At 66.0% G+C, this 23,409-nt stretch carries 17 protein-coding genes; 16 read left to right on the top strand and 1 reads right to left on the bottom strand.

The features are described from left to right. Positions 1–3: 3 nt before the first annotated feature. The 16 genes from FA87_RS13625 (at position 4) to FA87_RS13550 (ending at position 22,683) form a co-directional block, all read left to right on the top strand. The gene (locus FA87_RS13625; protein WP_043695266.1) at positions 4–6,672 is read left to right on the top strand and encodes an Hpt domain-containing protein; all 6,669 of its coding nucleotides are present in this window, start codon (positions 4–6) and stop codon (positions 6,670–6,672) included. Further along, complete coding sequence (locus FA87_RS13620) at positions 6,665–8,380, top strand: chemotaxis protein CheB (RefSeq protein WP_043698170.1); 1,716 nt, start codon at positions 6,665–6,667, stop codon at positions 8,378–8,380. The genes FA87_RS13625 and FA87_RS13620 overlap by 8 nt, the downstream gene beginning before the upstream one ends. After that, positions 8,377–8,868, top strand: a complete 492-nt coding sequence (locus FA87_RS13615; protein ID WP_036111313.1) for a chemotaxis protein CheW — start codon at positions 8,377–8,379, stop codon at positions 8,866–8,868. The genes FA87_RS13620 and FA87_RS13615 overlap by 4 nt, the downstream gene beginning before the upstream one ends. 172 nt (positions 8,869–9,040) lie before the next feature. Beyond that, positions 9,041–9,178 carry a hemin uptake protein HemP gene (locus FA87_RS13610; protein WP_051944201.1) on the top strand — a complete coding sequence of 46 codons (138 nt, stop codon included), beginning with the start codon at positions 9,041–9,043 and terminating at the stop codon, positions 9,176–9,178. 89 nt (positions 9,179–9,267) lie between these two features. Then, entirely contained in the window at positions 9,268–9,831 is a 564-nt protein-coding gene (locus FA87_RS13605) for a hypothetical protein (protein ID WP_051943389.1), read from the top strand. Between the two features lie 162 nt (positions 9,832–9,993). Then, a complete protein-coding gene (locus tag FA87_RS13600) occupies positions 9,994–11,265 on the top strand; it encodes an efflux RND transporter periplasmic adaptor subunit (RefSeq protein ID WP_043695263.1) in 1,272 nt (423 codons plus the stop codon). Positions 11,266–11,299: 34 nt separating this feature from the next. Then, positions 11,300–12,010, top strand: a complete 711-nt coding sequence (locus FA87_RS13595) for an ABC transporter ATP-binding protein (RefSeq protein ID WP_036111317.1) — start codon at positions 11,300–11,302, stop codon at positions 12,008–12,010. Positions 12,011–12,042: 32 nt separating this feature from the next. Beyond that, positions 12,043–13,350, top strand: coding sequence for an ABC transporter permease (locus FA87_RS13590; protein WP_043695260.1), 1,308 nt, complete (start codon positions 12,043–12,045; stop codon positions 13,348–13,350). 10 nt (positions 13,351–13,360) lie between these two features. Beyond that, positions 13,361–14,575: an FtsX-like permease family protein gene (locus FA87_RS13585; RefSeq protein ID WP_043695257.1), complete on the top strand. Its 1,215-nt coding sequence runs from the start codon at positions 13,361–13,363 to the stop codon at positions 14,573–14,575. 15 nt (positions 14,576–14,590) lie between these two features. Next, a complete protein-coding gene (locus FA87_RS13580) occupies positions 14,591–15,892 on the top strand; it encodes an ABC transporter permease (protein WP_043695254.1) in 1,302 nt (433 codons plus the stop codon). Positions 15,893–15,899: 7 nt separating this feature from the next. Further along, the gene (locus FA87_RS13575) at positions 15,900–17,111 is read left to right on the top strand and encodes an ABC transporter permease (protein ID WP_043698167.1); all 1,212 of its coding nucleotides are present in this window, start codon (positions 15,900–15,902) and stop codon (positions 17,109–17,111) included. 75 nt (positions 17,112–17,186) lie between these two features. Beyond that, positions 17,187–18,521 (top strand): sigma-54 dependent transcriptional regulator, encoded by a 1,335-nt coding sequence (locus FA87_RS13570; RefSeq protein WP_043695251.1) that lies wholly within the window; start codon positions 17,187–17,189, stop codon positions 18,519–18,521. 37 nt (positions 18,522–18,558) lie between these two features. Further along, on the top strand, positions 18,559–19,923 hold the full coding sequence (locus tag FA87_RS13565; protein ID WP_308847340.1) for an ATP-binding protein: 1,365 nt from the start codon (positions 18,559–18,561) through the stop codon (positions 19,921–19,923). 52 nt (positions 19,924–19,975) lie between these two features. Next, positions 19,976–20,950: an SPFH domain-containing protein gene (locus FA87_RS13560; protein WP_043695246.1), complete on the top strand. Its 975-nt coding sequence runs from the start codon at positions 19,976–19,978 to the stop codon at positions 20,948–20,950. A gap of 4 nt (positions 20,951–20,954) precedes the next feature. Beyond that, complete coding sequence (locus FA87_RS13555) at positions 20,955–21,407, top strand: NfeD family protein (protein WP_043695244.1); 453 nt, start codon at positions 20,955–20,957, stop codon at positions 21,405–21,407. Then, a complete protein-coding gene (locus FA87_RS13550; RefSeq protein WP_081996596.1) occupies positions 21,400–22,683 on the top strand; it encodes a threonine/serine exporter family protein in 1,284 nt (427 codons plus the stop codon). The genes FA87_RS13555 and FA87_RS13550 overlap by 8 nt, the downstream gene beginning before the upstream one ends. Positions 22,684–22,687: 4 nt before the next feature. On the opposite strand, the gene FA87_RS13545 is transcribed toward FA87_RS13550, so the two are convergent. Further along, positions 22,688–23,068 (bottom strand): tautomerase family protein, encoded by a 381-nt coding sequence (locus tag FA87_RS13545; RefSeq protein ID WP_043695242.1) that lies wholly within the window; start codon positions 23,066–23,068, stop codon positions 22,688–22,690. Positions 23,069–23,409 lie beyond the last annotated feature (341 nt).

Genomic DNA, 23,409 nt, shown 5'->3' with positions numbered 1-23,409 from the left:
GCAGTGAGACTTCAAGACCATACCGATTTCACTACGCTGCACTGGGTCAAGGCGGAGCTCGACGACGCCTTGTCCAAGGCACGCCAGGCCCTCGAGTCCTACGTCGAGGACTCCCGCGACGCCTACGTCATGCACACCTGTGCCGCGGACCTTCACCAGGTCCACGGCACGCTGCGTATGGTCGAGTTGTACGGCGCCGCGATGGTCGTCGGCGAAATGGAGCAGCTGGTCGCCGCGCTGATCGACGATCGCGTGGCCCATCGCGACGACGCCTATGCCGCGCTCATGCGCGGCATGATGCAGATGCCCGACTACCTCGAGCGTCTGCAGAGTGGCCACCGCGACGTGCCCATCGTGCTCCTGCCGCTGCTCAACGACCTTCGCTCGAGCCGTGGCGAGCAGTCGCTGCACGAGTCGGCACTGTTCACGCCCAACCTCGACACCATGCTGCCGGCCATTGCGCCGGGTGCAAACGATCCCGCGGCAGCCGAAAGCCATCGCGCCGAGATCGCGGAACTGCGCGTGCGTTTCCAGCAGCAGTTGCTGGCCTGGTTCCGCGGGCAGGGCAACGAACGTCAGCTGCTCGGCATGCGTGCGACGCTCGACGGCATCGCCGCGCGTTGCTACACCATCGCCGGCCGTCGCCTGTGGTGGATCGCCGCCGGTGTCCTCGAAGGCCTCGAGCGTGGCGTGCTTCGCGCCCACGAAAAGGACGTGCGCCAGCTGATCGGCCGCGTCGACCGTTCCATCCGTGAACTGGTGGAGGGTGGCGAAGACGCGTTGCTCAACGGCGATGCGGACGAGCTCGCACGCAAGCTGCTGTACTACGTCGCCCAGGCCAAACCGGGCAGCGAACGCCTCGAAGAACTGCGCCAGACCTACCGGCTCGACGGCTTGCTGCCGCAGGCGGCCGAGGTCGAGCATGCCCGTGGCTCGATGTCCGGTCACAACCGCGCGCTGCTCGACACCGTGTCGGTGGCGATCAAGGAAGACCTGCTGCGGGTGAAGGAATCGCTCGACCTGTTCCTCCGTCGCCCCGATGGCGATCCCGCTCAGCTCGGCCCGCAGGCTGACGTACTCGATCGTGTCGGTGACACGCTGGGCATGCTTGCGCTCGGTGTGCCGCGCCGCGTGGTGGGCGAACAGCGCCGGATCCTCGGCGAAATCGCCACCGGTGCGCGCGATCCCGACGAAGAGTCGTTGCTCGATGTCGCGGGTGCGCTGCTCTACGTCGAAGCCTCGCTCGACGACCACATCGAACGCCTCGGTGCCGAGGGTGAGGAGCAGGTCGTTTCCGACCTCGGTCCGTCGCCGCTTCCGCGCAGCGAAGCACGCCACATTCTCGCCACGCTGATGCGCGAAGCCACGGGCAACACGTCGAAGGTCAAGGACGCGATCGTCGCCTTCGTCGAGTCGTCCTGGGATCACGCCCAGCTGGACGGTACGCCGGAGCTGATGGCCGAAATCGGCGGCGCGATGCGCATGCTGGGCGCTCCGCGCCCCGGCGAACTCGCCGACGGCATTGGCCTGTTCATTCATCGTGAACTGCTCGGCGACCGCCGCGTGCCGAACGGCGCGCAGATGGATCGCCTTGCCGATGCACTGGCGGCGCTCGAGTATTACCTCGAAGCCGCCCGCGAACACCGCGGTGGCCTCGAGCACATACTGGACGTGACGCAGCAGAGCCTGGCCGAGCTCGGCTACTGGCCGCTGCCGACCGCTGAGGAAGACGTAGCCGAGCCGCTGGGCGAAGCCGCGATCGAGCGCATCGAAAGCGAGGCGATCGAGCACATCGCCGTGCCGTCGACCAGCGTCGATGCGGGCGAAACGGTATCGACGTTTGCGGAATCGTTCGATCTGGTCGACGAGCCTCCGACCGAGGCGGAAATCGCCGCGGCCGCCGCGCCCGAAGCGACGGCGCCTGAAGCGACGTCGCCGGTCGCGGCCGCTGCGGAGCCCGCCGCTGCCGCGGGCGAGGAAGACTGGGTCGAGATCGAGGAAGAAATCGAGCAGGAAGTGGGCGGCGCAGGCCATGCCGAGTTCGCCGGCTTCCAGATCACGGTCGACGGTATCGACGACGAAATCCGCGAGATCTTCCTCGAAGAAACCGAGGAAGAGATCAACAATCTCCGTGCCGCGCAGAGCGCGTGGCTGGCCAATCCGGAAAGAAGCGAGTCGCTCGTTCCGATCCGTCGCTCGTTCCATACGCTGAAGGGCTCCGGTCGTCTGGTCGGCGCCCGTCTTCTGGGCGAGTTCGCCTGGAAGGTCGAGAACACGCTCAACCGCGTGCTCGACAAGAGCATCGAACCGCATCCGGGCGTGCAGGCGCTGGTCCGTCATGCCATCGATGCGCTGCCGCAGCTGAAGGCCGCTCTCGAAGGCGAGAGCACGCCGGGTGCGCCGATCGCCGCGATCATGGAAACCGCGGATCGCCTCGCGATGGGCGACATGGCCTTCGTGGAAGATGTCGCGAAGAGCTCCGTACAGAAGGTCCGCACCAAGGTGAAGCGTCGCGTGCCCCGCGACACCATCGCCGCCGTGCCGACCGCCGCTTTCGCCAGCTACGGGCAGACGCCCGCCGAGCCCGTCGAAGCCGCGCCGAGCGAGCCGGTGTATGTCGCGCCGCCGCTGCCGCCGGTCGACGCCGTGCTGCTCGACATCCTGCGTACCGAGGTGGCCCAGTACCTCACGATCATTCGTGCCAACCTGGCCCGCGCCGGCGACGGCGAACTGTTTGTCGACGACGCGCTGCTGCGTGCCGTGCATACGTTGCACGGTGCCATCGGTATGGTCGACATCCCGGTGCTCATCCAGGTGCTCGCACCGCTGGAAGGCCTGATCAAGCGCGTTCGTGCCAGCGGCCTGCCGCTGCGTGTCGAAGGCGTGGACGCGCTGACCGATACGGCCGATCTCGTCGATCACGTGATGGACCAGTTCGACACCCCGGATCCGCGCGTACCGGACGTGGCCGCGCTGGCGGCACATATCATCGCCATGCGCGACGAACAGCCCGAAGCGACGGTCGCGCACATTCTGTACGAGCCCGATCCGCTGCCGCTGGACGAGGCGCCGCTCGACGTGGCGTCCTCGACGCCGTTCGTCGCCGACATCGACAACGTCGTGCCCCACGTTGCGAACGTCGTCGACGACGTCCCGTCGCCGGCCGTGGACGAGGTCTTGCCGGAAGACGACGCGGCCCCCGTGTCGTCGTTCGACACGGAAACCCTCGCCGACGACAGCGTGGAAGAGGATGCTGCCGCGCCGGGCGATCTTGAAGCCGAGCTGGAAGCGATGCTGGCCCGTGAGCTGGCCGAGCTCGAGGCTGCCGCTCCGCCCGCGGTCGAAACGAAAGCCGACGTCGTCGCCGACGTGGCGCCTGAATCCGAAACGTCCGAAGAGCAGGAGCCGACGCTCGCCGAGCTTCAGGCCGAAATCGACGCCGAGACGGACAGTCAGGCCATTCCCGGGATCGAGCTGGCGCCCGTCGAGCCGATCGACAGCACTGACGATCTCACGGCCGAGCTGCTCGCTTCGTTCGAACGTTTCGAGGTCGACAAACCGGAAGGCGTGGTCGAGCCGATCGCGAAGTACGACGTGGACGAAGCGGCTGCCTGGCGCGCTCTGGTGGAGGGTTTCGATGCCGCCGCGACGACGCCGGCCGGCCCGTCGGTCGACGCGGCAGCGGAAGCCAACGCCGAAGCCAACGCCGAAGCCGAAGCCGAAGCCGAAGCCGAAGCCGAAGCCGAAGCCGAAGCATTGCCGCAGCCGATGTCGCACGATGGTGACGTGCTGCATACCGACGATGGCCTCGTCGAACCGCGGGTCGAGGATTCGCGTGTCGATGAGATCGTTTCCGCCGACGACGAAGTCATCGACGAGACGCCGTCGGAAGAGGATTCGTTTGTCGATCCCGATCCGCTGGCGTCGGTGGGTCCCGAAGCGCCGGCAGAGTCGGCTCCCACCGAGCCCGTCTTCGAGCCGGTGGCCGAGGAAATACCTGTCGACCAGGCCGAGGCTCCGGAAGTAGCGCCGTACGCCGCTGACATGGCGGAGTCCGAAGCATCGTTCGAGCTGGCTGAGCCGGAAGAAGCCGCTGACCCGCGAGCAGTGGCCGAGCCGGACGAAGTGGCCGAGCCGGAAGACGTGGCTCAGCCGGAAGACGTGGCCGAGCCCGCCGTGGACGAGCCCGTTCTCATCGAAGACCAGTCGCATGAACCGGTCGCCGCGCCGGTGCATACGCCGGTGGACGAGCCGGCACCGGCCCTGGTGCCGGAGCTTTCGCCGTATGCCGATATCGATCCCGATCTGCTCGAGGTGTTCGTCGAGGAAGGCCGCGAGATTCTGGATCACGCCGACGGCGCGCTCGCCGCATGGCGCATCGAGCCGCAGGTGGCGGAACACGTCACCTCGCTGCAGCGCGATCTGCACACGCTGAAGGGCAGTGCGCGCATGGCTGGCCTGGCGCCGGTCGGCGATTTCGCGCATGCGATGGAAGCCCTGCTCGACGCGGTGGCCACGGGCCAGCGCGACAGCGACCGCGCCTCCATCGAAGCGATGGAAGTCGGTTTCGATCGTCTGCACGGCATGATCCAGAGCATCGCGCAGAACCGCGCGATCGCGCTCAGCGATGCCGACATCGAGCCGTTCGCACGCCTGGCCGGCGCGCCCATCGCACCGGATACGCTGACCGCCGAGGCGTACCGCGAAGAGCGCGAGGCCGCCGAGTACATCCCGGCGACCGAGCCCCTGCCGGAACCGGAAGTCATTCCTGTCCTCGACCACGAACTGCCGGACCTGCTGCCGGAATTCGAGGAAGAAGAACTGCAGCGCGCGTCGCAGGAACAGATCCGTGTCCGCGCGGACATGCTCGACACGCTGGTGAACCACGCCGGCGAAGTGTCGATCTACCGCTCGCGCCTGGAACAGCAGACGGCCAGCTTCCGCTCGACGCTCACCGAGCACGAGCAGACGGTCAGCCGTCTGCGCAGCCAGCTGCGCATGCTCGAAATCGAAACCGAAGCGCAGATCATCGCGCGTTACCACCAGGAACACCGCGATACCGGATCAGCGACGTTCGATCCGCTCGAACTCGATCGCTTCTCGCAGCTTCAGCAGTACTCGCGAGCGCTGGCCGAGTCGGTATCCGATCTGGTCTCGCTGCAGACGATCCTCGATGAGCTGACCCGTCAGTCCGAAAACCTCCTGCTCCAGCAGCAGCGGGTCAACGCGGAACTGCAGGAAGGTCTCATGCAGACGCGCATGTTGCCGTTCGACGCGATGGTGCCCAACCTTCGCCGCACGCTCCGCCAGGCCGCCAACGACGTTGGCAAGCGGGCGCAGCTGGTCGTGGAAGGCGCCAACGGCGAAATGGACCGCAACATGCTCGACCGTATCAAGGCGCCGTTCGAGCACATGCTGCGTAACGCGGTCGCCCACGGTATCGAGACACCGGACACTCGCGAAGCCAACGGTAAGCATCCGGAAGGCACGGTGCGTATCCAGGTGGCGCGCGAAGCCACCGAGGTCGTGGTACGCCTGTCCGACGACGGTGCCGGCATGGACCGCGACGCCATTCGCGCCAAGGCGATCGAGCGCGGCCTGCTGCGTCCGGATGCCCGCGTCTCCGACGACCAGATCCTTCAGCTCACCCAGGTACCGGGCTTTTCCACCGCGGAGAAGGTCACCCAGGTAGCCGGTCGTGGCGTCGGTATGGACGTCGTCGCCAACGAGATCAAGCAGCTCGGCGGCACGCTGGCGATCGAATCGGAGAAGGGCAGCGGCACGACCTTCGTGATGCGCCTGCCGTTCACCCTCGCGGTGACCCAGGCCCTGATCGTGCGTATCGGTGAAACGAACTTCGCCATCCCGATGACCTCGGTCAACGGCGTGGCGCGTGTGGAGCCGAACGAGCTTGCCCACCGCATGGCCGACGAGCAGCCCGCGTTCGACTATCTGGGTGAAGAGTTCGCCATCCACGACCTGCCGCAGCTGCTGGGCGTGCATATCGTCGCGTCGCCGGACGAGGGCGATATTCCGCTGCTGCTCGCTCGCTCGGGCGACCTGCGTGCCGCGATCCGTGTCGATGCCGTGCTCGGCTCGCGCGAAATCGTGGTCAAGCCGGTCGGTCCGCAGGTCAGCTCGGTGCCGGGTATCCTCGGCGCGACGATCATGGGCGACGGTTCGGTGCTGATGATTCTCGACCTCGCGCCCCTGGTGCGTCATGGCATGGCTCGCCGCGCCTTCGAAGCCGAAGCGGCCATCCCGCACGCACCGCGCGCGCAGGACGAGATCCGCGTGAAGCCGCTGGTCATGGTGGTCGACGATTCGATCACCATGCGCAAGGTCACCGGCCGCGTGCTGGAGCGTCACGAGTTCGAGGTGATGACGGCGAAGGACGGTATCGACGCGCTCGAAAAGCTCAATGAGCGCGTGCCCGACCTGATGCTGCTCGACATCGAGATGCCACGCATGGACGGCTATGAACTGGCGACGCAGATGAAGGCCGATGAGCGTCTGGCGGGCGTGCCCATCATCATGATCACCTCGCGTACCGGCGACAAACATCGACAGCGCGCGTTCGACATCGGCGTGGACCGTTACATCGGCAAGCCGTATCAGGAAAACGATCTGGTCATCCAGATCAACGATGTGCTCGGAGTTCACCATGGGTGATCGTGCGCCCCTGGTGGCGTTACTGTTCGACGACTCAGCGCTGTCCGGACACCTGCGCGACGCGCTGGTCGAGCAGGGCGCGACGATCGTCTATGAATCGGACCTTCGTGCCTTCGCGCCCGCCGAACTGGTCGGTTCGTCGGCCGATGTGGTCGTGGTCGACCTCGACGACCCCAGCGATGACGACCTCGACCGTCTGTACGACACGGTCGAAGGCGGACATCCGCGCCTGGTGTTCAACGATGCGGACGTGAGCCGCACGCTGGAAGGCTGGGACCGCGCCCGCTGGGCCCGGCATCTCGCGGCAAAGCTGGTCGGCGTGTCACCGATGGATCCGCCACGCCCCGAAGACGCCCGAGCCATCGAACCGCGTGTGGTCGCGATGGCCGGCGTTGCCGCACCGGCCGAAGAGACCTTCAACGAACCCCTGGTCGATGACCTGGCCATCACGGGTACGCACGGTTATCCCGAGGAGCCGATGGCATCCATCGACAAGCCTGCGCCTGTGTCGATGGATGCCGTGCCGGGTGTCGAGCACGATGTGCCCGACGAACTGGCGTTTTCGACCACGCTGTCCGCCACCGGCGAACACGATGGTGAGGGGGCCGATCCGACGGAGCTCGCCGCCGAACTCGAAGCCCTGCTGGCCGACACCGATGCCTCCGCGATCAGCACGGACGGTCTGGACGAGGTGCCGTCCGCACCGGTCGAACTGACCGAGCTGGCGTCGCTCGATCTGTCCGGCTTCGAGGTCATCGACGAAACGCCGCCGCCACCGCCCGCACCGGAACGCGAATTCGACCTGAGCCAGTTCTCGCTCGCATCTGAGGACGATGCGCCGCCGGGTACCGCGCAGGCGGGCACGCCGAAGCTCGAGATCGAAGGCCGCGCTACCGAATACGTACCGCCGCCGGCGCCCGAATGGGACCTGATCGACCACGACGCCGTCGTGCCCGAAACGGTGGCTCGCCCGCCCGCTTCGGAGTTCGGTATCGAAACGCTGACGGCCGCGGAATACCTCGCACAGGACATCGTCGACGACGGGACGCACGGCATCGAGGCTGGCTTCACGCTCGAACTGGTCTCGATGGAAGAAGCCATCGCGCCGCGCACCGACGGCGAGTTCTCTCACGAGATGTTCCTCGAAGGCAGCTCGCGTGCCGTGCGCCGGGTGATCGCCCTCGGCGGCGCAGGCGAAAGCGAAGCATCGATCGCCGCGTTCCTGGCCGCGGTCCCCGCACGTCTTCCCGCGGTGCTTCTCGTCGTCGCGCATCATGACGACACCCAGGCATTCGCGCGTCGCCTGGGCGATCTGCGAATCGCCGGCGAGCAGGACCATACGGCCCACGGCGAGCGCCTGGTGGTGCCGCGCGGGTCGCACGTACAGATCCGCCGCGACGGCAGCGTCACGGTGCGCGAGGACGCCAGCGCGACCGGCAGTGCGGGCCCGTCGATCGACGGTGTCCTGAGCACGCTGGCCGGCGGGTTCGGTGGCGACGCGCTGGCCATCGTGTTCGCCGGTCGCGGGAACGATGCCGTGGCGGGAGCGCAGGCGGTTTATGACGCCGGCGGTCGCGTCTGGGTGGAAAGCGTGCCGGTGGAAGAGGCGCATGGCCACATGGTCGCGGGCATCCGCGAAGAGCGTGTGGCGGCCTATGCCGGCGACGTCGCGGCGCTGGCGCAGAAACTGATCGAGGAATTCCCATGAGTGAGCCGTTACCGCGAGAGATCCGCTGCGTTCTGATCCCCAGCGCGGGCGTGCGCCTGCTGCTGCCGAACGCCGCGGTGGCGGAAGTCATTACCCTGGCCGGCGTCGAGCCGGTCGCCGATGCGCCCGATTGGCTGCTGGGGCGCATCGCCTGGCGTGGCTGGAGCATTCCGCTGGTGCGCTTCGACCATGTGGCCCGGCTGCCCGACGACGCACCGCCGCAGGCGGCCCGCGTCGCCGTGCTGAAGGCGCTCGGCAATACGGCGGGGCTGCCGTACATCGCCGTGGTGACCCACGGCTTCCCGCGCCTGACCACGCTCAATGCCGAGCTTCTGTTGCCGACCCACGACGGGCATGACCTGCCGTTCGGTGTGCGTGCGCGGGTGCTCGTCCGGGACGACACCGCGATCATTCCGGACCTCGAAGAACTGGAGCGGACGCTGGCCGGGATGCTTGCCGACGCCCCGCGGCTGGCCGGCGAGGGCTGAAACGACGCCGCCGTCGGGCGGCGTTTTCTCAGCAGAGACCCCATTGCCTGTTGACAGGTAATTGAGAATCATTATCATCAACTCCGCACCCTCAACCGCGGAGCTGACCATGTTGCTGAGAACGCTTCCCCTGACCGACAACGGCGGCCGAGACAAGGTCGTACCCCTTCGCATGGCGACCCCCGTCGCGACGCGGCGCATCGAGAGCAAGAACCTCCTCGACGGTTCGCGTGAGCTCGTCATCGAGCACCAGGGCAGCGAGTACCACCTGCGCCTGACTCGCAACGACAAGCTGATCCTTACCAAGTAAGCGCACTTCTCCCCGACGCCAAGCCACGCGGGACCTCCCCGGACCGCGCAAGCCAGGCCTCCGTTCCTCGTCCCAGACCGGGAGGCGACATGTTCGGCTGGCTATCGTCCTTCGGCGTGCTCTCGCGCGCCCGTACCACCTCGACCACGCGCTGGCTGGCGCTGGCACCGCGGACCCTGTTCGAGGGCCTGGGGCAGCTGGGCGGTGTGCTGTACCTGGCACCGCCGCTGTCCGGCTGTGCGCTCAGCGCGCCGGCCGCCGACGGCTGCCTCGTGGAATCGGCCGATCTGGCGCCACTGCTGGTCGCCCGCTACGTGGGCCTGACCTGCGCCATCACGGCGGAAGGGCCGCGCGAGTGGATCGACTGCGTCAGCGCCGAAGGCGACACCGTCGCCCGCATCTATCTGCTGCCCGACACGGACTACCTCGCCTGGGATGGCCTGTTCGCCGACGCCTCACCGATCGCGGCGCCGGCGCGGCGATCGCCGAACCGCGAATGGTTGCGTGCATCGCGTGCGCGCGTGCTCACCTTCACCCGCCGACGGATGAGTGGCTTCACGGTGCTTGGTGCGCGCGACGCATGCATATCCACGCTGGGCCACGGCGTGGCGCGGGATATCGCGATGTCCGAATCCGTGGGCATCGCTGGCTGATGCCTCGCGCGGACGTGTCCGCCACCCGCGGGTGTCCGGACACTTTGTCCGCGGACACACGTCTCACACGCCGGATTCCTTGCAAGGCTATGATCTGATTTAGTATTTCCTGTTGGCACGCTGCTTGCTGCTACTCCCTGGAAATCACCAGGGATACCCAACATGATCCGCGACACCTCCGCACAGGACCGCCTCGTCGAAGTCCGCCCGAGCCATCGGCGCAAACTGCTGCTCGGTGGCGCGGGCGTGGTGGTCCTGGTCGCACTCGTTTTCGCGGCGCCGAAGGTCGCGACGATGTTTTCGGCGGATTCCTCGGTCAGCGCCTCGCGCCTCTCGTTCGGTACGGTCACCCGTGGACCGTTCGTTCGCGACATCGCGGCGGAAGGCAAAGTGGTCGCCGCCGTGAGCCCGACGATGTATGCCGCGTCCGCCGGTGCGGTCGTGCTGAAAGTGCATGCGGGCGACGTGGTGACGAAGAATCAGCCGCTCGCCGTCATCACCAGCCCCGAACTCACCAGCAAGCTCGCGCAGGAGCAGTCGGCGGCGGATGCGATGGAAGTGGAGTTCCTGCGCGCGCAGATCGACGCGACGAAGAAGCGCTCCGAGCTTCAGAAGGCGTTCGATAACGCGACCATCGATCAGACCGCCGCCGAGCGCGATCTCAAGCGCTACCAGAGCGCGTTCGACAAGGGTGCCGTGCCGGCCGCCGAAGTGGAGAAGGCCAAGTCCACGCTGGACAAGGCGGCGATCACCACGAAGCACGCGAAGTCCGATCTGGCGACGGATAACGACAGCCTGACCTTCGACGTGCAGTCGAAGAAGCTGGCCCACGACCGTCAGCTGCTGCTGGTGAAAGACCTCGAGCGCCAGGTCGACGACCTGAACGTGAAGTCGCCCGTCGACGGGCAGGTCGGTCAGCTGTTCATCGCCGAGCGCGCGACGGTCGCCAAGGATGCCCAGCTGCTGAGCGTCATCGATCTTTCCGCCCTCGAAGTCGAGATGAAAGTGCCGGAGAGCTTCGCGCGCGACCTCGCGATCGGCATGCCCGGTGAGATCACCGGTAACGGCAAGGTGTGGGACGGGAAGGTGAGCGCGATCTCGCCCGAGGTGGTCAATGGCGAAGTCGCGGCGCGACTGCGTTTCGACGGCGATACACCCAAGCAGCTGCGCCAGAGCCAGCGCATGTCCGTGCGTATCCTGCTCGACAAACGCGACAACGTACTGACCGTCGAGCGCGGCTCGTTCGTGGACGAAAGCGCCGGCCGCTACGCTTACGTCGTGGCCGACGGCATGGCCGATCGTCGCGACATCCGTGTCGGTGCCAGCAGCATCGACAAGGTCGAGATTCTGGACGGCCTGAAGGAGGGCGACAAGATCGTCATCTCCGGGGCGGACACCTTTGGCACCGCCAAGCACATCGCCATCAGCCGTTAACCGTTCCAACCATTCATCCACCGAGGGAAACGTCATGCTCAAGATGAACCATCTCGCCAAGGTCTACCGCACGGAAGTCGTCGAGACCTACGCCCTGCGCGACTTCAACATCGATGTGAAGGAAGGCGAGTTCGTGGCCGTCACCGGACCGTCCGGCTCGGGCAAGACCACCTTCCTCACCATCGCCGGCCTGCTCGAGACGTTCACCGGTGGCGAATACCACCTGGACGGCGTCGAAGTGAGCAAGCTCGACGATAACGCCCGCTCGAAGATCCGCAACGAGAAGATCGGCTTCATCTTCCAGGCGTTCAACCTGATCCCCGATCTCAACGTGTTCGACAACGTCGAAGTGCCGCTGCGCTATCGCGGGATGAAAGCCGCCGAGCGCAAGCAGCGCATCATGGATGCGCTCGAGCGTGTCGGCCTGGCCTCGCGCGCGAGGCATTACCCGGCCGAACTCTCCGGCGGTCAGCAGCAGCGTGTCGCCATCGCCCGCGCACTCGCCGGCTCACCGCGTCTTCTTCTGGCCGACGAACCGACCGGTAACCTCGATACGCAGATGGCCCGCGGCGTGATGGAACTGCTGGAAGAGATCCACCGTGAAGGTGCCACCATCGTCATGGTGACTCACGATCCGGAACTCGCCGCACGCGCGCAGCGCAACGTCCACGTGATCGACGGCCAGGTGGTCGACCTCGCTGAAGAACCGCGCTTCCACTCGCATCCCAACGTCGCCCACTCCTGATCGTACCGCCGCTTCTCCGGGGGAATCCGTCCATGTTCAGTTACTACCTCCATCTCGGTATGCGCAGCCTGCGGCGCAACCCGGTCCTCACCGCACTGATGGTGATGGCCATCGGCTTCGGCGTGGCCGCGTCGATGACGACGTACTCGGTGTTCCGCGCGACGTCGCGGGATCCGATTCCACAGAAGTCGGCCGTGCTCTACAACGTGCAGGTCGACAACTGGGGTCCCGAGAATACGGAGAAGGGCGAGCCACCCCCGGCATTGTCGTACCAGGACGCGATGGCGCTGCTGCGGGCACACAAGGCCGAACGGCAGACGGTGACCTATCCGATCGGCATTTCCGTGATTCCGGAAGACCCGAGCCGTTTACCGGTGCGCGAAGGTGCGTACGCGACAGGTGCCGACTTCTTCCCGATGTTCGATGTGCCCTTCATCCAGGGACAGGCATGGACGCCGGACGACGACGAGCGCCATGCCAGCGTCGCTGTGATCTCGAAGACGCTGAACGACAAGCTGTTCGACGGCGGCCAGAGCGTCGGCAAGCAGATCAACATCGATGGCCATCTGTTCCGCATCAGCGGCGTGATCCAGGACTGGGCGCCGCAGCCGCTGTTCTTCGACGTGCCCAATACGAGCGGGTTCAACGATGGCGCCTCGGTGTATGTGCCGTTCAACCGGGCTGTCGATCTCAAACTGCCCAATAGTGGCAACAACAACTGTGTCGCCGATCCCGGTGAAGGCTGGGACAACTATCTGCGTTCCGAGTGCATCTGGCTGTCGCTCTGGGCGGAGCTGCCGACCCGTGCCGCGGCGGAGTCCTACCGTCAGTACATCGCCGGCTATGGCGCCGAACAACAACGTGCTGGCCGTTTTCGCTGGGCACCCAACGGGCGCGTGCGTGACGTGATGGACTGGTTGTCGGTGCAGAACGTCGTTCCGCCGGAGTCGCAGGTGTCGCTGGTCGTATCGCTGGGCTTCCTGGTGATCTGCCTGGTCAACACGGTCGGCCTGCTGCTGGCGAAGTTCATGCGTCGGGCACCTGAAATCGGCGTTCGCCGGGCGCTGGGCGCGTCACGGCTGCATATCTACGCGCAGTTCCTGATCGAGGCGGGCACGATCGGCGTCGCAGGGGGCGTCCTGGGTCTGATCCTTACCGGGCTGGGCGTGCTCGGCGTGGGGCTGGTCTTCCCCGAGCCCATCGCACGGCTGGCGACACTGGACCCGATGCTCGTGTTGCTCACGCTCGTGGTGTCGATCGCCGCGTCGATCATCGCCGCTTTCTATCCGACCTGGCGCGCCGCTCAAGTGCAGCCCGCCTGGCAGCTGAAGTCGAACTGAGGATTTCATCGTGCAGATACTTCCCATCCTCGCCGCGCTGCGTCGGCATAAGGCCGGCACCATCCTCATCGCGCTGCAGATCGCGTTGACCCTGGCCATCGTCTGCAATGCCCTGTTCATCGTGCATGAGCGCGTCGAGCGGGCGAACCGTCCGACAGGCATGAACGAGTCGAACCTGATCGCCGTGCAGAACCGGTATGTAGGCGCGCCCTCGACCTACCTTCCGATCATCAGGACGGACATCCAGGCCATTCGCGCCATGCCCGGCGTGGAAGATGCGTATGTCACCAATACGTATCCGCTGCGCCGGGGTGGCTGGTCATTGACGGCGCGCACGGCACCGGATGCGACCAAGGGCGGCGCGCAGACCGCGCTCTACTTCGGCGACGAGCACACGCTCAAGACGCTGGGCGTGCAGCTCATCGCCGGCCGGAATTTCACGGCTTCCGAGATCGGCTCGTTCGAGCGCCAGGAGTCGCCGTCCCCGCCGCAGGTGATCGTGACCAAGACGCTGGCCGACAAACTTTTCCCCAACGGCGATGCGCTGGGCAAGGTTATCTATTACCGCGGCGGGAAGCCGTCGACCATCATTGGCATCGTGGCGAAGCTGACCGTTCCGTGGATCGACATGGACTTCATGGACAGCGTGACGATCATGCCGCTGACGTTCAACGACGGCGGACAGAGTTTCATGATCCGTACCAAGCCGGGTCAGCAGGACGCCGTATTCAAGAGCGTTCCCAAAGTCCTGTTCGACGTCAACCGCATGCGTGTCCTTCCCGAAAAATACGGCATCCGTACCTTCGAAACGGTACGTGCGAACGCCTATGAGGCGGATCGCGGCATGGCGATCCTGATGAGCGTCGTCTGCGGCGTGCTGCTGGCCATCACGGCGGCGGGCATCGTGGGCCTGTCCAGCTTCTGGGTCGGGCAGCGGCGTAAGCAGATCGGTGTGCGGCGCGCATTGGGGGCGAAGCGCAGCGATATCCTCAGTTACTTCATGACCGAGAACTTCCTGATCGCGCTCGCCGGCGTGGTCGTCGGCACGATGCTCGCGCTGGGGCTGAGCCAGTGGATGTTCACGCATTTCGAGATGAAGCGGCTTTCGTTCACGTACGTCATGGTCGGTGTGGTCGCGCTGCTCGGCCTCGGTCAGGCGGCGGTGTTCGCGCCGGCGTTGCGCGCCTCGCGGGTGTCGCCCGTCGAAGCGACGCGGAGCGTATGACGCGTGGGTGTATCGATGTTCGCCTACTATCTGGAACTCGCCTTTCGCAGCCTGAGGCGGAGCAGGGCGCTGACGGCGCTCATGATTCTCGCCGTCGCGCTGGGGATCGGCGCGAGCATGACCACCCTGACCGTCCTGCACGTGCTGTCGGGGGATCCGCTGCCGGAACGCAGTGGATCGATCTACATGCCCCGGATGGACCCTCGCGATCTGAGCCACGCGGAGGATACGAAGCTCCCCGTGCAGGTGACCTGGATCGACGGCATGCGCTTGCTGAAGGACCGTCGGGCGGACCGGCAAGCCCTGATGGTGGGTGGCACGGTACCGGTCCAGTCCGACGACCAGGCCATGGATCCGTTTATCGAGCACGCGCGCTATACGACGGCGGACTTCTTCCCGATGTTCGCTGTGCCATTCCGCTACGGGCAGCCGTGGAGCGATGCGGAGGACGAGTCCAGGGCACACGTGGCCGTGATCGGAGCCGATCTGAACGACCGGCTGTTCGGCGGCACCAACAGCGTCGGCCGGACGATACGCGCTAACGGGGCGGATCTTCGCATCATCGGCGTGCTCGATGTCTGGCGACCCGTGCCGCATTTCTACGATATCTACACCGGCAGCTTTTCAGGCAGCGAAGGCGTGTTCGTCCCGCTCTCGACGGCCCGTGCGCTGGAGATGGGCCGCGACGGTGGGATCAGCTGCTGGGGCGAGGGATCGACCGCCGAAAACGAGATGGAACGTGCCTCGTGCACCTGGCTGCAGTACTGGGTACAGCTCGACAGTGCGGCGCACCTCGAAGCGTATCGTCGCTACCTCGACGGCTACGCGCACGAGCAGGCGGCGCTTGGCCGTTTTCAGCGTCCCCAGCACCCGGAGGTGATTGGCCTGCTCGCTTTCCTGGAAGAGCAGAAGGTCGTTCCGAGTGATGTCCGCCTGCAGGTGTGGCTTGCCCTCGGCTTTTTTGTCGTGTGCCTGGTCAACACCGTGGGGCTGATGCTGGCCAAGTTCATGCGACGCGCCGGCGAAGTCGGTGTGCGGCGGGCACTGGGCGCGTCACGGCGCAGCGTGTTTGCGCAATTGCTTACCGAGGCCGGCCTGATCGGTGTGGCCGGAGGGGTGGGCGGACTGATCCTCGCGTGGGCCGGACTCGCCCTGGTGCGAAGGCAGCCCGATGCGTTCGCCCGGCTGGCTCACCTCGATCTGGCCATGCTCGTCGCCACGTTGCTGCTTTCGGTGATCGCTACGTTGATCGCCGGCCTGCTTCCCGCCTGGCGCGCGTGCAGCATCACGCCCGCGCTGCAGCTGAAGAGTCAATGACATGAACATGCAGATCGGACCTATCCTCTCGACACTGCGACGCCATCGCTTCACCTGCACGCTGCTCATCCTGCAGATCGCGCTGACGTGCGCGATCGTCTGCAACGCGGTTTTCCTGGTGCGCGACCGGCTGGCGTGGATGGACACGCCCAGTGGTGTCGACGAAGACCGTCTGGTGCGTATCGAAGTGGGTGACATCGGTATCCACACCGACATGCATGCACGCACCCTCGCGGATCTGGCCGCTCTTCGCGAGATCCCGGGTGTGGAAGACGCCACCGTGGCCAACTCGGTGCCTTTCGGCGACCGTAGCTGGAACAGTGGTCTCGGTCTTCAGCGCGATCAGCATGTGTCGAGCCTGAATACCGGCAATTTCTACGGCGAGCGCATCGGCGAGATCATGGGTGTGCAGCTGGCCGAAGGCCGGTGGTTCCGCCCTGACGAGTATCGCTGGATGGACGATGTCGTCAGCGCGAAGGTCAAGGTGGCCCCGTCGATCATCCTTTCGAAAGACGCCGCCGACCGGCTTTTCCCCGACGGGCATCCGATCGGTCGAAGCGTGTTCGTCGGCGATAACGATATGCGTGTGGTCGGTGTCGTGAAACGCCTGTCGCGCGCCGGGGGCGGCGACCGTGGGCAGGCCGCCTTCAGCACGATGGTGCCGCTCCGGGAATATCCGGCGATGGGCGCGGCCTTCTTACTGCGAGTGAAACCGGGGGAGGCGGACCGCGTACTGACGGCCGCCGCGGCCAAACTTCGCCAGCTCGACCCGCGACGGGTGGTCACCGGCAAACAGCGTTACGGCGACATCCGCGACGCGTATTTCGCCAGCGATCGTGCCATGGCCGTCTTGCTGGTCGGTGTGTGTATCGCACTGCTCACGGTGACCGCGCTGGGCATCGTCGGTCTAGCCAGCTTCTGGGTGGGCCAGCGGCGTCGGCAGATCGGCGTACGGCGGGCACTGGGCGCGCGCCGGGTCGACGTGCTGCGTTACTTTCAGACCGAAAACTTCCTGCTGGCCAGCATCGGGATCGGCCTAGGCATGGTGATGGCTTACGGGATGAACCTGCTGCTGATGTGGCAATACGAAGTGCCGAGACTTCCGCTGGTCTATCTGCCGGCCGGGGCGATCATCCTCTGGCTGCTCGGGCAGGTCGCCGTGCTGGCACCGGCCCTGCGCGCGGCGGCCGTCCCCCCGGTGGTCGCGACACGTGGTTAGAATGAAGATTCATGCGAAAGGCTTTCAACCTTTTGGTCATCGAGAAGCATCCATGCCTGCATGCCAAAGGTTCACATGCGCTGCGTACTGATCATTGACGACAACCCCGCCGTCGGCGAGGCCCTTTCCCTGGCTCTCAGCCTGCGCGAGATCCGGCCCCTTGTCGCGCTCACACCCGAAGAAGGCCTGGCGATGCTTGGCCGTGAACGGATCGATGTCGTCATTCAGGACATGAACTTCACCGCCGACACCACGTCGGGGGAGGAGGGCATCGCGCTGTTCAAGGCCATCCGCGCGCGTTACACCGACCTGCCGGTGATCCTGCTCACGGCGTGGACGCACCTCGAAGCCGCGGTGGAACTGGTCAAGGCCGGCGCTTCCGATTATCTGGCCAAGCCGTGGGATGACAACAAGCTGCTGGCGACGGTGGAAAACCTGCTGGAACTGGCCGAAGCCAACCGCGAGGCCACGCGCGTCCATGTCGAACGCCGTCGCCGGCGTGAAGCTCTGGAAAGCCGCTACGAACTCGATGGGCTGGTATTCGCTTCCGAGGCCATGAGCCGCACGATCGAGCTCGCATGTCAGGTCGCGCGTTCCGACGTATCCGTGCTGGTGACCGGCCCCAACGGTGCCGGCAAGGAACGCATAGCCGCGATCGTGCACGCCAATTCCGCCGTGCGGCATGGGCCGTTCGTCGCGGTCAATTGCGGTGCGCTTCCCGGGGAGCTGATCGAGGCCGAGCTGTTCGGTGCCGACGCCGGCGCGTATACGGGCGCCAACAAGGCGCGCGAGGGCCGCTTCGAGATGGCTCATGGCGGCACGTTGTTCCTCGACGAGATCGGCAACCTGCCGCTGCCGGGGCAGATGAAGCTGCTGCGCGTGCTCGAGACGGGCCAGTTCGAGCGACTGGGTTCGGGGCGGACGCGACAGGTGAAGGTGCGCCTGGTCAGCGCGACCAATGCCGACCTCAAGGCGATGATCGCCGCGGGCACGTTCCGCGAAGACCTCTATTACCGCCTCAACGTCATCGACGTGAACCTGCCGCCGCTCTCCGAGCGCAGCGACGATATCCTGCCGCTGGCCGGGCATTTCCTGGACGGCAAGGCCACATTGACCGAAGACGCTCGCGAAGCGCTGCTGGCACACACATGGCCGGGCAACGTACGTGAGCTGAAAAACGCCATCGCGCGTGCGGCGCTGCTGGCACCGGACGGTCGCATCGAGCCGGTACACCTCAACCTGCCGCCGCCGTCGGCGAACGCCACGCGCAACCTCGACGAACCCAGCCGCGAGTCGGTCGAAGCAGCCCTGGCCTCGGCGGGCGGGGTCATCAGTCGCGCCGCGAACAGCCTGGGCCTGTCACGGCAAGCGCTCTACCGGCGGATGGAGCGATACGGGCTGGCTGTCTGACGCGCCGCCGATGAGGACGCTCACGCTAGAGGGACGGATGACGATCGTGGTGGCCGCATCGGCCATCGTCGGCGCGCTGGTGTTCGCGGGCGTCTCCATCTGGCCTTTCCCGCAGGTGCTGGCGTGGATGCGCGCGGTGCCTGACAAGACTGGTAAATTGCCCGCGCCGGGGCCGATCGAGGCCTTCGACGGCACCACGGCCCTGGTCATCTGTCTTCTCGTGTTGCTGCCGCTGTCGGCCTGGGTGGCGCACCTTCTGGTCGAGCCCCTGCGTCGCCTGATGCGTGCCCTGGAAAGCGCACTGGCCAGTTATCGCGATGGCGACTTCAGCATCTCGATCGGATCCGGGCGCAACGACGAACTCGGCGACCTGATCCACATGCACAACGCGCTTGGCCAGACGCTGCGCGAACAACGCCAGCATCTCGCCCAGCGCGAGTTGCTGCTGGACACCGTGGTACAGAACACGCCCGTCGCCCTCGTGTTGACCGATGCGACAGGCAAGGTCACCTACGCGAACATCGCGGCGAGGCATCTCTTCAACGAAGGCCGGGCGTTGGCGGGTCTCGACTTCGCGACGGTGCTCGAAGCCATGCCCGCCAACCTTCGCGATGCCGCCGGCGCCGGGGAGGACGCGTTGTTCAACGTCGAGATGGATGGCAGCGAAGAGACCTTCCACCTTTCGCAGCGGGGCTTCCGTCTGCAGGGACGGCCTCACCGGCTTCAGCTGTACCGTCGCATGACGCGTGAGCTTTCCCGCCAGGAAGTACACACGTGGAAACGGGTCATCCGCGTCATCAGTCACGAACTCAACAATTCCCTGGCGCCCATCTCGTCGCTGTCGCATTCCGGTGCCGAACTCGCACGTCGCGGCGATCTCGCCCGCTTGCCCGGCGTATTCGCCTCCATCGGCGACCGTGCGAAACACCTGCACAGTTTCATTGCCGGCTACGCCAGCTTCGCCAAACTGCCTGCGCCGCAAGCGCGCGAGGTCCCCTGGGCGCCGTTTCTCGACGATCTGGCTCTGCACGCAGAATTTCGCCTTGCGGCGCCCTTGCCCGAGCATCCGGGGTGGTTCGATCGCACCCAGGTCGAGCAGGTGCTGATCAATCTGATCAAGAACGCGCACGAGGCCGGCGGGGAGGCCACGGAGGTCAGCCTGGCGGTCCACCACATCGGCCGCGAGACCCTGATCGAGGTGGCCGACCGCGGCCCGGGCATGAGCGATACCGTCCTGGCGCAGGCGTTATTGCCTTTTTATTCGACCAAGCGCTCGGGTACCGGTCTTGGGCTGGCGCTTGCCCGAGAAATTTCGGAAGCCCATGGCGGCCGTATCGCGCTGTCCAACCGCGACGGCGGCGGCCTTCGCGTCACCCTGTTGCTTCCCGCCGGTCCGGCCTGAGTCGCTTCGCCTATACTCCGGGCAAGACACCGGAAATAGGGAGCGAAGGGCCATGGGAAATATCGTCGTCGCGTTCGTCGTCGTGGTGGTTGCCGTCACCGTGCTGGCGAAGCTGATCCGCATCGTGCCTCAGGGCTACGAGTGGACGGTCGAGATGTTCGGCAAGTACACCGGCACGCTGACACCGGGTCTGCATTTTCTGATTCCCTTCGTCTACGCGATCGGTCGCAAGATGAACATGATGGAGCAGGTCCTCGAGGTTCCCTCGCAGGACGTCATCACCAAGGACAACGCGGTGGTCCGCGTGGATGGCGTCGTCTTCTACCAGGTGCTGGATGCCGCCAAGGCCGCGTATGAAGTCGCGAACCTCGAAGGCGCGGCGCTGGCGCTGATCATGACCAATATCCGTACCGTGCTCGGTTCGATGGATCTCGACGAGAGCCTCAGCCAGCGCGACGCGATCAATGCCAAGCTGCTGGGCGTGATCGACGAGGCCACGCATCCGTGGGGCGTCAAGGTCACCCGTATCGAAATCAAGGACATCTCGCCGCCGCGCGATCTGGTCGACGCGATGGCCCGGCAGATGAAGGCCGAGCGCGAGAAGCGCGCCAACATCCTCGATGCCGAGGGCTTCCGTCAGGCGGCCATCCTCAAGGCGGAAGGCGAAAAGCAGTCCGCCATCCTGAGCGCCGAGGGCAAAAAAGAGGCCGCTTTCCGCGAAGCCGAAGCACGCGAGCGCCTCGCCGAGGCCGAAGCCAAGGCGACGACGATGGTCTCCAACGCCATCTCGCATGGCGACGTCAACGCGCTGAATTACTTCGTGGCCAACAACTACGTCGAGGCACTGAAGGAAATGGCCAAGTCGCCCAACCAGAAGACGTTGCTGTTGCCGATGGAAGCCACGGGCATCCTCGGTTCGCTGGCGGGCATCGCCGAGCTGGCCAAATCCTCGCTGGCCACGCAGCAACAGTCGCGTCCGCCGCAGGGCGACGGCACCGTCAACCGCACCCCGCCACTGCCGCGCTGACGCCATGAGCCAGATCGCGCTGCATTACCTGTGGTGGATCGCCGCCTTGCTGCTGCTCGGCGGCCAGGTGCTGTTGCCGGGTTACTTCATGCTGTGGATCGGTCTCGCCGCGGCGGTCATGGGCGTCGTGCTCCTGGCCGTCCCCGGTCTGACCGCGCTTGCGCAGGCCGTGATTTTCGTCGTCCTCGCATTCGCGTCCTGCTTCCTTTACTGGAAATGGGTGCGGCCGCGGCTCAACCACGTTCCGGCAGGCAACGAACGCCTCAACCGTCGTGGCGAACAGCTGATCGGTCAGCGCTACACGCTGTGCGAGCCGATCGTGCAGGGGCGCGGCAAGGCGAGGGTGGGCGACGGCATGTGGCTGGTCACCGGGCCGGATCTCCCCCTGGGTGCCACCGTCGAGGTCATCGGCATCGACGGCACCACCCTGCGCGTGAAGGCGGTGGACGTTGCCTGAGGTCGCACCGCTGACCGTTCCGGTGAGCTTCGCCACCACGGCGATCAACACCCGCATTGCGTTCCTCACCGAGCTGGCGCGTCGCCTGCACCAGTACGGCACCACCGCACCACGCCTGGAGACCGCCATCGGTCGCTCCGCGCAGCGTCTGGGGCTCTCCGCCGAGGTCTGGTCCAGCCCCACCGCGATCATCGTGTCGTTCGCCGATCTGGGGCAGGGCGACGACGGCGTCGCCCAGGTCACGCAGGTCATGCGCCTGCCGCCCGGCGACGTCAACCTCGCGCGCCTCTGCGAGGCCGACCGCATCGCCGACGTCGTGATCGATGGCCGGATGGAACTGCGCGAAGGCTTTCACCTGTTACGTAAGCTGGGTGCGCCGGAAACCTTCCGTGCCGAGCTCGGCGTGATCGCGAGCTATGGCCTCTGCGCGGCCACCGTCGTCGGCCTGCTGTTGCACAGTGCGTGGCCCGATCTGGTCACCGCGGGTTTCATCGGCGTTCTCATAGGCTCGATTACCGTCGCGTCGGGCAGCCGACCGCGGCTTGCCGCCGCCAGCGATGCGATCAGCGCCATGGTGGCCACAGCCATCGCGATCGTCGTCAGCGCTTACCTGGTGCCGCTGGCGGTCAAGTCGGTGATCCTCGGCAGCATGATCGTGCTGATGCCCGGCATGGCGCTGACCACGGCCGTGCGCGAAATTTCCAGTCAACATCTCGTGGCCGGTGTCGCGCGCATGGGTGGCGCGGTAGCCACGCTGCTGAAGCTGACCTTCGGTACCGTGGCCGCCAGCCAGCTGTGCGAGGCCTTCGGTATCGTGTCGCGCGATTATTCGCTGCCGCCACTTCCCGGCTGGGCCGACTGGCCGATGCTCGCGGTCGGCGCGTTCTCGTTCGCCATCCTGTTCCGCACCGCCCGGCGCGACTGGCTGGTCGTGATGGGGGCCGTCATTCTCGGTTACCTCGCCACACGCTGGGGCGGCAGCATTTCGGGCTCATTGCCGGGCGCGCCGTTCGGCGTGTTTGTCGGCGGTCTTCTGCTGGGCTCGCTCAGCAATGTCTATGCGCGCTACGCCCAGCAACCGGGCGCCGTCGTACGCGAGCCCGGCATCATTTTGCTGGTGCCGGGCTCGGTAAGCTTCCGCAGCGTGTCCTATCTGCTGGATCGCGATGCCTCACTGGGCATGGATACGGGTCTGCTCGGCGTCACGCTGCTGGTGTCACTGGTGGCGGGCCTGTTGTTCGGCGACCTGATCGTCGCGCCGCGCCGTTCTCTCTGAGCCGTCAGCTGGCGTACTGCGCCACGCCGTTGCCAAACGACCAGTTTTCCTTCTTCACCTCGACGAGACTGACGAAAACGTCGCCCGCTTTCACGCCTGGTGACTTGCCCAGGTTTTCCGCGATCGCCTGATACAGCGCTTTCTTCTGGTCGAGGGTGCGCGTGTCGTTGAAGGTGATCTGCACGATGACGATGTCGTCGGTGCGCTCGATACCGAGGTAGTGCGCGTCGTAGACGAGACCTTCCGCATCGTGTTCGGCGATGACCTGGAAACGGTCATCGTGCGGCACGCCGATGCTGACCAGAGCGTCATGAACGGCTTTGCCGAGCGCGCTGCGATAGGCGGCATCCTTGCCACGGCGGACATCGATTCGGACGAGGGGCATGTGGTTGACTCCGAGGATAATCCGCCCGGTTTACGCCCGGGGCGGGGGAGCGTCAAGGGTGCGCTTTCGATCTCGCGGGCTCGGCTCGGCTCGGCTTGCGCCATCGCGTTTGGCTTTGTCGCGAGCGTGTTGTGTCGCGTTGGAGAGCCGGCGGGGGTGACCCTCGAGGCCACGCCTGCGGCGACCCCTCAGGGAAGGGCCGCTCCGCGGCCGTGTATCAATGGCCTTCGGCCGGGTCGGGCTCCGACTGGGGGTTTTCGAGTCGGCTGTCCCTGCCTCCCCGAAAACGGCCGGTCATCCCTGACCGGCCCCGCGTGCGCGGCCTTGTCCAGTCGAAGCCC

Origin of the sequence: Luteibacter sp. 9133 (assembly GCF_000800155.1) — a bacterium.
Classification (GTDB): domain Bacteria; phylum Pseudomonadota; class Gammaproteobacteria; order Xanthomonadales; family Rhodanobacteraceae; genus Luteibacter; species Luteibacter mycovicinus.
Note: the sequence above shows the minus strand (reverse complement) of the source record. Positions and strands in the feature narration are given on the sequence as shown.